Here is a 9125-nt window from a genome sequence, read left to right on the forward strand (position 1 = left end):
TGTCGCTCCCTATAGTGTTGTTGGAGGAACGCCCGCGAAATTAGTTAAATATCGCTTTGATGAATCGATTATTGCTGAGCTTCTGAAAATGCGAATTTATGACTGGCCTTTGGAGAAGTTCGAAGTATTAAAGCGGTATCTGTGTGCCTCGGACATTCAGCAACTGAAGAGTGCAGTACTGGCGTACGATGGTCAAAAATAGCACATAACAAAGCGTTTAAGAGTGATTCCTCACGCTTGGCAGTTTCGCTTCGCTCAAGTATAGCCAAGCGTGCATCACACCTTAACGCGGCGTTATAAGCTTTCGAGGAAAACTATGGAAGCCATCATCAAACAAGCCATTGAATTGCGCAAAGAAGCTCGATATCAAGAGTCTAGAGCTTTGCTTTCAACGTTATTGAACGATGAAAACTATGTAGCTAAGGCTCACCTGCAAATTGCGTGGTCATATGATAATGAAGGTAAAGAGCAAGAAGCAGTTGGTCATTATCTGTCATCTCTGTCGGGTTTACTATCGTCAGTAGAACGGTTCGATGCTTTATTTGGCTTGGCGAGCACCTATCGAAGTCTTGGTAACTACTCAGATGCGCTTACGTATTTCGAGCAAACTCTGAACGAGTACCCTGATGCTATGGAGGTTCAGCCTTTCTATGCAATGTGCCTCTACAACCTAGGGCGTCATAAAGAAGCGACGTCTTTGCTTCTTGAGTTGCTAGTTTCAACCACTAGTAGTTACGCAATAATAGAGTATAAACGCGCTATTTCTTTGTACGCCGAGGATTTAGATAGAACGTGGTAAACGAAACACGCTTATAACAAACAATTTAAGAGTGACTCCCAACGCTTGCCGATTTCACTCTGATTTGAATTTAGTGTTTACGGTGCAATGGTTAAGCTTGGGTGTYATAGCGTTGTCGCACCTTAATTGGGCGTTATACGCCTAATAAAGTCATTTATCTCAATGATTAATATCAATATTCCAGTTCTTTTAAAAACATTTTTCTTATTCTGCCAGTACCGTAAGCACAATTTGCAACTAAAGTTTGAATTTTGTTGTATGGATTCCGAGTTGGTCATAGATTATGCATTAGAGTGAGTATGTTCTTGCTCTCTAGTTACTTAAATATGAGTGTATAGTTATGAATGAGCTAATTGTTCGTGCAATTCAAGAGAAGTTAAAACTTGAGTTTACTTACGACGGATACCCGAGAGAAGTTTTACCACATTGTTATGGCATGACTACTGCTGGTAATGATGCCGTTCGGTGTTATCAGATCTCTGGCGGCAGTGCTTCGGGTACAGTTCCGGGGTGGCATTTGATGACAGTAAACAAAATGGTTGGTCTAAAGGCTACCACGCACTTTGATTCAGCTGCCGAAGGCTATAAGCGCGGTGATCGTGGTATGAGCCGCATTTATTGTGAGCTTTAGCTTGCTTGATATACGCTTCACTTTAGATTGTGAGAAAAGCGTATAACAAACTGTTTAAGAGTGATTCGCAACGCGTGGCATTTTTACTATGCGTTGCGTTTTTGTGTTTAAGGTGTTCTGCGGAGGCTTTTGTATTGCGTTGCTCACACCTTAACAGGGCGTTAGTTTGTTTAATTTGCAGTGTAGGATAGCCTCTCGTTGTGCAGTTTAAATTCTGAGAGGCTGTACCGAGGTTAGCGTTTAGCCGACAAGAGATTCATCTTCATAATCAGAATAAAGATCATCTGCATTGTCTTCGATGTACTCAATAAGATCTGGTAAAGAGAAATTATCTTTTACCGTGAATTTTTTCTCTCTTTTTTCTAGTTTAAGTGTGAATTGAGGCGTGATTGTACCATTGTATTTTACTTCACCAGAAACTACGGCTTTGCCATCAACAGTTAATACCATATCGTCGAAGAGCTTATTTTCTTTAAGACCTTCTAATATTGGTCTTTCTGGTGCGTCATAGCCCGGTTGTTCACCTTTCTCAAGAGAAGCTAGATGCTTGTTATATGTTTCTAGATTTCGTTTATATCGTATCATCGCACTTTCAAAACGATCTTGCTTACGTTTATTACTTCGATCTATTTCTTCATTTTCATCATCTAGGGTATTTTTAAAGAATGCCGTTACAGTTCTAACTAGCTCATCAGAAGATGAAGCAGTTGCTGTGTATGGTCGATTACTGTCCTCTGTATATAATGAGAAATTGAAACTAGCTTTTTCTGCTATCACTTTTCCCATTTCAACTTTACCACCGATATATTCAATTATGTTAGATGGTTTCTCATCACTATTGATCGTAGATGCAGAAACCATTAACGCACCACTAAGAACTACTGCCGAAATAATCATTGATAAATCTATATTTTTTATATTCTTATTATTTACATCAGGTAGTGCTACGTTAGAAGCTTTTATTTCGGGTAGATCTTTTTCAATTTTGTTATTTTCTGACATTGGTATACCTTATTTACTTATATGTTAATTAATTCATTTTTATTTTGATATTAAACTGGAATACTTTTGTCATATGAGGTGTTTCTAATCAAGGTAAATATAGTATTCTAAGTGAAAATGTGAGCTTAGTTTTGTTTGGCGGTAAAGGTTGAGCTGTGTTGTTTACGGTTTTACAACAAACTAACAAGCAATTTAACCTGACTTGCAACGCGTGGCAGTTTTATTTCTAGTTAGGTTTAGTGATTATGGCGCAATGCAGAACCTTTGTATTACGTTGCTGCGCAAGTTAATTGGGCGTTAGTTTTTCTCAAGAAAATCGCATAAAGGTTGAAGATGGTCTTATATAGAAATATGACTGAAGAAGAATTTCAGTGTTATAGGTTGTATTCCAATGAATTTAGAGGGCAAGAACTCGCTGCCGCAAAGCAAGTATCCCATGCTAAAGGGGTGCAGTTGGCAAACATGGAACTTGATGACTGTTTACCTCAGGGGTTAAAAACAGAAAATAATACTCTTCTGTGTCTCGAAGTTAAATTGAATGGTATTACATATGTAATTGGTTATTTCTGGTATTTTTTAGCAGAAACCTCAGCATTCATTTATGACTTTCAAGTTTTCCCTGAGTATCAAGGTAAAGGTTATGGCAGCCGCATATTTCAAGAATTGAATGAATTTTGGACTGGTAGTGGAATTGAACAGGTTGAATTATTAGTGGCTTACGATAATGAGCGAGCTTTTAAGCTTTATAAGGAAATTGGCTTTAAAGCGACAGGAATAAACATGGTCATGCAGACAAAAAACTAACAAACAATTTAAGAGTGACTCCTAACGCTTGCCGATTTTACTCCGATTTGAACTTTGTGTTTACGGTGCAATGGTTTAGCTCAGGTTTTATAGCGTTGTCGCACCTTAATTGGGCGTTAGTTGCCCAATGGAGATTTACAATGTTAAAAAAAGAGTTTTGGTTAGGTATTTTAGGTTTTACCATCATAGGGTTTACTATTTACGGGGTGTGGATTGCATTTGGTTTTTTCATTGATGCGTTAGCCAGTTCTGATCCAAAAATAGCAGCTGCGATTCTTGGTGCAATGGCAACGATATTTGTTGGTTTAACAGCAGTGATTATCACGCAGAATCAAATAAAGTTGCGCGATAGAGAAGAGGCTCACAGGTCAAAAAAGGTTGAAATATATGAAAAATATTTAGAAACAATTCAAGCCATGATGTCTGGAGCGAATGAAAATGTCTCTATCGAAGCTCCATCAAATCAGGAATTAGTGGATTATCTTGTTAAATTTAAATCYGAAATTATTCTGTGGGGTTCTCCAGAAGTAATAAAAATGCAATTGGAATTTCAGCGTGTCTCACAAAATGGAGGCAATATCTTTATTGCGGTAAATAATATACATAAAGCTATACGAGCTGATATTGGTCTAAGTAATAAAGGACTAAATAAACTGGAATTAGTTAAAATGTATTTAGCAAACCCTGATGAATTAAACAACAAAGGGGAAAATGGATAAGGGCAACTAACAAACAATTTAAGCTGACAGCCAACGCGTGGCATTTTCAGTTCCAAATGGTTTGGGTGTAATCGGTGCGTTGCTTTAGGTTCAGGTTTGCGTTGGTCTGCAACTTAATTGGGCGTTAAGTTTATTTTTGGGAGATAGCGGTGCCTGATACTTTATATATTATTGGAAATGGCTTTGACCTCCACCATGGAATGCAAACTAGTTACGAAAGCTTTAAGTTGTACTTGCAGAGAAAGCATGGACTTGTTTTTGATACTGTTGAAAAATTTTTAAGTATCGATGAAAAGTGGTCAGATTTTGAAGAAGTATTAGGTAACTTGGATGTTGACCTCTTAGAAGATGATGCATCGAATTGTTTACCATCATATGGTGATGATGACTGGAGTGATTCAGGACACCATGACTACGAATATGAACTTACCAAAAATGTAGAAGCATTGTCATCTGAGCTATATGAATGCTTTTGCGAGTGGATAAATACGGTTGATATACCTAATAACCCAACGCTTCTCAATTTGAAATTACATGCTCGTTTTCTAACGTTTAACTATACACAAACGTTGACGGGATTGTATAACGTTCCCAAAATAAATGTGTTACACATACATGGTTCAATTGATGAGCCAGCCAACGAGATTGTCCTTGGGCACGGATGGGCTCCCGAAGATAGAACACAGCTAACAACTTACATAGATGAAAATACAGACACTCGAATTGCTTCTGGCTATCAAGTCGTAGATGAATACTTTAGCCATACTTATAAATCCACAAGCAGTGTTCTAAGAAAAAATGAGCGATTTTTCGCTAGTCTATCGGGTATGAAAGATATTTATATACTTGGACATTCAATGTCATCTGTGGACCTTGAGTATTTCAGAATAATTGCTAGTCAGGTTAAATTTGATACAAACTGGTATATTAGTTTTTATAAGCTAGAAGACAAAATCTGCTTATCTCAAGCTGCAATGGCGTTGGGGCTTTCCGAGAGTAATGTACACTTTATTAAAATGGAAGAAATAAAATAAACTTAACAAACAATTTAAGAGTGACTCCTAACGCTTGCCGATTTCACTCCGATTTGAAATTTGTGTTTACGGTGCAATGGTTTAGCTTGGGTGTTACAGCGTTATCGCACCTTAATTGGGCGTTAGGCTAAAATCGAATAATTAGAATAAGGTATCTATATGATTGATTTCAAAAATTCATCAGTATTCAAACTCAAACCCATTGATATTTCTGATGCTAGAGAAGATTTTCAAAAATTTCTGATTGATGGTGAAAGTATTCTTGCAGCATTTAAGACAGTACGTGACCAAGTTATATTTACAAATAAGCGCGTAATTGCTGCAAATGTTCAAGGCATCACTGGTTCAAAGGTTGACTATACGTCACTGCCATTTAGTAAAGTTAATGCATTCTCAGTTGAAACATCAGGTACGTTTGACTTGGACTGTGAAATCGAATTGTATTTGAGTGAAGTGGGTCGTGTTAGGTTCGAAATTAGAGGTACTTTTGACATTGTTCAATTCAACCGCATCATTAGTGAGTACGTATTAGCCTAACAAACAATTTAAGAGTGACTCCTAACGCTTGTCGATTTCACTCCGATTTGAAATTTGTGTTTACGGTGCAATGGTTTAGGTTGGGTGTTATAGCGTTGTCGCACCTTAATTGGGCGTTATACCGCAATCAGTCGTTGAGCCTTGTCATCGCTTTCCTGTACACATCGCTACGTTCGCGCTTACCTACGGCTAAAACGGTAACAATAACTACGTCGTCTTGCACTTTGTATACTAAGCGATAGCCAGATTGGCGTAATTTGATCTTATACATGTTGTCTGCGCCGGATAATTTGGAAGCCGGAACGTGTGGGTTAGCTAAGCGCTCAATCAGTTTCTTCTTAAATTGCTGTTGCAAAGTAGCGCCGAGTTTTTTCCACTCTTTAAGTGCGCTACTTTTAAATTCAAGATTATAAGTCATCGATACTCACCGAAATGCTTGCTTCAGATTCTCGCTCTTTATCTAAAGCAAGTAGCTCAATATCTTCAAGTTTGTCCATCATCATTTCGTATGCAGCAGCAGGTACACAGTAAAATGCAGGTTCATTTCGGTTTAGTACGGCGACTGGAGCACCATAAGCGCTTGAAGCAACCTTCATTGGGTTCGCTTTAAATTCAGTAATACTTGCAGCAACATCAGCTAATATTCTAGCGGTCATTTAAAAGCTCCTTAAAGCGGTCTTTGATATGGTCATTTTAATCGCAAACAAGCGGTATAACAAGGTGTTTAAGACGGATTCGCAACGCTCGGTGGTTTCAGTTCAAAGTTTTGCATATGTGTTTATGGCACAATGTCTTGAATTTTGGTGGTAGCGCTGCTCACCACTTAACACGGCGTTAGGCCACGTAAGTTACTTTATCAATAGGAAAAGGTCGTGAAAGGTAAGATTACAGAATGGAATGACTCAAAAGGTTACGGTTTTATATCAGCGTTGAATGGTAATCTGAGAGTTTTTATTCATGCTTCATCAGTGAAAAATAGCAATCATCGACCTAGGTTAAACGATGAAGTAACGTTTGAAGTTAGCGAAGATAATCGTGGGCGATTTAATGCCGTTGATGTAACAATAGAAGGCAAGCAAGCACTTCCTTTGACCGTATTATTTGGTTGTTCATATTTAGTTTTCGCGTGTGCCGCGCTTATCGTTTTTGGTCGACCATTATTTATAATTCCACTTTATATCGGTATAAGTCTCATTACGTATGTAATGTTTTCAGTGGACAAAAAAGCAGCTCAAACTGGGAAGTGGAGAACGCCAGAAAATTCACTTCATATGTTATCGTTGTTTGGTGGCTGGCCTGGAGCATTGTTCGCACAAAATCAGCTACGCCATAAATCGAAGAAGCAGCCGTTCAAAGCAATTTTGTGGATCACTATAATCTTAAATATCAGTGCATTTCTTTGGACTTTTACTCCCTCAGGTATCACTTTGATTCAAAGAATATCGAGTGTTTTTTACTAATAGAACAGCGGTTGTACAGTGGCCTAACAAACAATTTAAGAGTGACTCCTAACGCTTAGCGATTTCACTCCGGTTTGAAATTTGTGTTTACGGTGCAATGGTTTAGCTTGGTTTTTATAGCGTTGTCGCACCTTAATTGGGCGTTATATTGCATAAGATTTAAAGGGTTAAAATATCCGTTTATCTTTGTTCTGCGTTCGAGCTACATACCTGTTCGTTTCGTGAAAGTTGCCATCAAAATGACCATCGCACGTAGAATGCGTGTCGGTTAATTAGCAGCAACGTCACGCAAGTCTCCTCGTTAGTAAGTTTTGCTGGCTCAAGTTCATTTTGCGCGGCTTCTTTTTCGTGGGTGCTGCATTGAAAATTGTGGCTTCAGCGGACTTTGCCGTCAGGTTTGTCGCTCGAATTCTTTGTCATTTAGGCTAATCGAATGACGCTAATTTCAGCTCATTTCGCTTCTTAGCCAAGTGCGTTTTATTGTCTATGATTGAGTTTTGAACTATCCATTTTACATCTGAGTTCAAAGCCAGTAGATTTGTAACCAATTCAGCACCTTGGCGCTAAACTTAGCTCTGTCGTGCGGGCAATATAACAAAGCATTTAAGAGGGATTCTCAACGCTTGGCATTTTTGTATCTACTTCAAATTTAGTGTTTACGGTACAATACTTTAGGTCGGGAGGAGGCGTTGTTCACCCCTTAATGCGGCGTTATATTGCATAAGGTTCAAAGGGTTAAATTATCCGTTTATCTTTGTTCTGCGTCCGAACTACACACCTGTTCTTTTCGTGAAAAATGCCATCAAAATGCCCATCGCACGTAGAAAGTGTGTCGGTTAATTAGCTGCAACGTCACGCAAGTCTCCTCGCTAGTAAGTTTTGCTGGCTCACGTTCATTTTGCGTGGCTTCTTTTTCGTGGGTGCTAAATTAAAATCGTAGTTTCAGCGCACTTTGTCGTCAGGTTTCTCGTTCGAATTCTTTGTCACTCAGGCTAATCAAATTTCTCTAATTTCAGCTCATTTCKCTTCTTAGCCAAGTGCGTTTTGTTGTCTATGGTTGAGTTTCGAACTATCCGTTTTACATCTGAGTTCAAAGCCAGTAGATTTGTAACCAATTCAGCATCTTGGCGCTAAACTTAACTTCATCGTGCGGGCAATATAACAAGCAATTCAAGCTGACAGCCAACGCGTGGCATTTTCAGCWCCAATTGGTTTGGGTGTAATCGGTGCGTTGCTTTGAGTTCAGGTTTGCGTTGGTCTGCAACTTAATTGGGCGTTAGGCGGTTATCAGCTATTCAGCCCATATTAGAAAATAGGAAAAGTAATGGAATATAGTAATCAGTTTGAATATGCAGGTTTTTGGGTAAGATTGGGAGCGGCTTTAATAGATACAATTTTATTTCTTATGTTGACCATGCCACTACTATATTGGATATATGGTAATTATTACTTCGAATCTGAAAGCTTCATTCTGGGTGGCTGGGACCTTTTACTTAATTGGCTGTTTCCATTCATAGCCACAGTACTATTTTGGGTATATCGCTCTGCGACACCTGGTAAAATTGCGTTAAAGTTGAAAGTTGTGGATGCGAAAACTGGTGAAGCACTTTCAACGAGTAAATCAATTCTTAGGTATGTTGCATATTACGTTAGTACCATTCCTCTGTGTTTGGGTTTTATCTGGGTAGCTTTCAACGGTAAAAAACAAGGTTGGCACGACATGATTGCCAGTACTGTAGTAATTCGCCCTAAAGATCGTAGTGTCGAGGCTGTAGAGTTCGAAAAACGCGCCTAACAAAGCGTTTAAGACGGATTCCCAACGCTCGGCATTTTTGGTTTGCTTCGGGTTAAGTGTTTACGGCGCAATACTTTAAGTGCAGTGGCCTGCGTTGCTCACCACTTAACGCGGCGTTAGGCATTTTAGTATTCACTGCATTCCGCAGCTTTAATCCTCTTATCGAGACGTTGGAAAAAGCATGAACAATAATCCGATTGAAGAAGTTTTAAAAAATATGCCTAGTGACGGCAGTGCCGAGTGGGAAAATACATTTTATGGTTGCCTAGCGGAATGTGGTGTTTGGGATACTGAGAAATTTTGGGTTTTTCATAAAGCTCTGACTCAGGTCGGAGAGTTGGTAC

At 38.8% G+C, this 9125-nt stretch carries 11 protein-coding genes and 1 pseudogene; 9 read left to right on the forward strand and 3 right to left on the reverse strand.

Annotated features, from left to right (window positions below; translation table 11 throughout):
* The 3 genes and pseudogenes from L4C39_RS19480 to L4C39_RS19490 all read left to right on the forward strand — a co-directional run.
* A pseudogene (locus L4C39_RS19480) lies at positions 1–202 on the forward strand (CatB-related O-acetyltransferase); the annotation flags it as partial.
* Between the two features lie 114 nt (positions 203–316).
* A complete protein-coding gene (locus L4C39_RS19485; RefSeq protein ID WP_429747593.1) occupies positions 317–799 on the forward strand; it encodes a tetratricopeptide repeat protein in 483 nt (160 codons plus the stop codon).
* A 340-nt stretch (positions 800–1139) separates the two neighbouring features.
* Positions 1140–1430: a hypothetical protein gene (locus L4C39_RS19490; protein WP_029865849.1), complete on the forward strand. Its 291-nt coding sequence runs from the start codon at positions 1140–1142 to the stop codon at positions 1428–1430.
* Positions 1431–1670: 240 nt separating this feature from the next.
* Here L4C39_RS19490 and L4C39_RS19495 read toward each other — a convergent pair whose 3' ends face one another.
* Positions 1671–2432 carry a hypothetical protein gene (locus tag L4C39_RS19495; protein ID WP_429747596.1) on the reverse strand — a complete coding sequence of 254 codons (762 nt, stop codon included), beginning with the start codon at positions 2430–2432 and terminating at the stop codon, positions 1671–1673.
* 351 nt (positions 2433–2783) lie between these two features.
* Here L4C39_RS19495 and L4C39_RS19500 point away from each other — a divergent pair, with 351 nt between their 5' ends.
* The 4 genes from L4C39_RS19500 to L4C39_RS19515 all read left to right on the forward strand — a co-directional run bounded on the left by L4C39_RS19500 (position 2784) and on the right by L4C39_RS19515 (position 5526).
* Positions 2784–3236 carry a GNAT family N-acetyltransferase gene (locus L4C39_RS19500; RefSeq protein ID WP_088729602.1) on the forward strand — a complete coding sequence of 151 codons (453 nt, stop codon included), beginning with the start codon at positions 2784–2786 and terminating at the stop codon, positions 3234–3236.
* A gap of 140 nt (positions 3237–3376) precedes the next feature.
* Positions 3377–3955, forward strand: a complete 579-nt coding sequence (locus L4C39_RS19505) for a hypothetical protein (protein ID WP_429747598.1) — start codon at positions 3377–3379, stop codon at positions 3953–3955.
* Between the two features lie 149 nt (positions 3956–4104).
* Positions 4105–4989, forward strand: coding sequence for a bacteriophage abortive infection AbiH family protein (locus L4C39_RS19510; protein WP_429747600.1), 885 nt, complete (start codon positions 4105–4107; stop codon positions 4987–4989).
* Between the two features lie 159 nt (positions 4990–5148).
* Positions 5149–5526, forward strand: coding sequence for a PH domain-containing protein (locus tag L4C39_RS19515; protein WP_017054357.1), 378 nt, complete (start codon positions 5149–5151; stop codon positions 5524–5526).
* Positions 5527–5653: 127 nt separating this feature from the next.
* On the opposite strand, the gene L4C39_RS19520 is transcribed toward L4C39_RS19515, so the two are convergent.
* Together L4C39_RS19520 and L4C39_RS19525 are read right to left on the reverse strand one after the other, a co-directional pair.
* On the reverse strand, positions 5654–5944 hold the full coding sequence (locus tag L4C39_RS19520) for a type II toxin-antitoxin system RelE family toxin (protein WP_065546184.1): 291 nt from the start codon (positions 5942–5944) through the stop codon (positions 5654–5656).
* Positions 5934–6182: a type II toxin-antitoxin system Phd/YefM family antitoxin gene (locus L4C39_RS19525; RefSeq protein ID WP_429747603.1), complete on the reverse strand. Its 249-nt coding sequence runs from the start codon at positions 6180–6182 to the stop codon at positions 5934–5936. Before L4C39_RS19525 ends, L4C39_RS19520 begins: the two co-directional genes overlap by 11 nt.
* A 216-nt stretch (positions 6183–6398) precedes the next feature.
* On the opposite strand from L4C39_RS19525, the gene L4C39_RS19530 reads away from it, so the two are divergent.
* Together L4C39_RS19530 and L4C39_RS19535 are read left to right on the forward strand one after the other, a co-directional pair.
* Complete coding sequence (locus L4C39_RS19530) at positions 6399–6986, forward strand: DUF1294 domain-containing protein (protein WP_429747605.1); 588 nt, start codon at positions 6399–6401, stop codon at positions 6984–6986.
* Positions 6987–8310: 1324 nt separating this feature from the next.
* Positions 8311–8781: an RDD family protein gene (locus L4C39_RS19535; RefSeq protein WP_429747607.1), complete on the forward strand. Its 471-nt coding sequence runs from the start codon at positions 8311–8313 to the stop codon at positions 8779–8781.
* Positions 8782–9125: the final 344 nt, after the last annotated feature.

Source organism: Vibrio clamense, assembly GCF_050337905.1.
GTDB lineage: Bacteria > Pseudomonadota > Gammaproteobacteria > Enterobacterales > Vibrionaceae > Vibrio > Vibrio cortegadensis.

Coding starts and splice junctions, on each gene's coding strand:
- L4C39_RS19490 (WP_029865849.1), top strand. CDS start 1,140: ATGAATGAGCTAATTGTTCGTGCAATTCAAGAGAAGTTAAAACTTGAG.
- L4C39_RS19500 (WP_088729602.1), top strand. CDS start 2,784: ATGACTGAAGAAGAATTTCAGTGTTATAGGTTGTATTCCAATGAATTT.
- L4C39_RS19525 (WP_429747603.1), bottom strand. CDS start 6,182: ATGACCGCTAGAATATTAGCTGATGTTGCTGCAAGTATTACTGAATTT.
- L4C39_RS19515 (WP_017054357.1), top strand. CDS start 5,149: ATGATTGATTTCAAAAATTCATCAGTATTCAAACTCAAACCCATTGAT.
- L4C39_RS19485 (WP_429747593.1), top strand. CDS start 317: ATGGAAGCCATCATCAAACAAGCCATTGAATTGCGCAAAGAAGCTCGA.
- L4C39_RS19495 (WP_429747596.1), bottom strand. CDS start 2,432: ATGTCAGAAAATAACAAAATTGAAAAAGATCTACCCGAAATAAAAGCT.
- L4C39_RS19535 (WP_429747607.1), top strand. CDS start 8,311: ATGGAATATAGTAATCAGTTTGAATATGCAGGTTTTTGGGTAAGATTG.
- L4C39_RS19520 (WP_065546184.1), bottom strand. CDS start 5,944: ATGACTTATAATCTTGAATTTAAAAGTAGCGCACTTAAAGAGTGGAAA.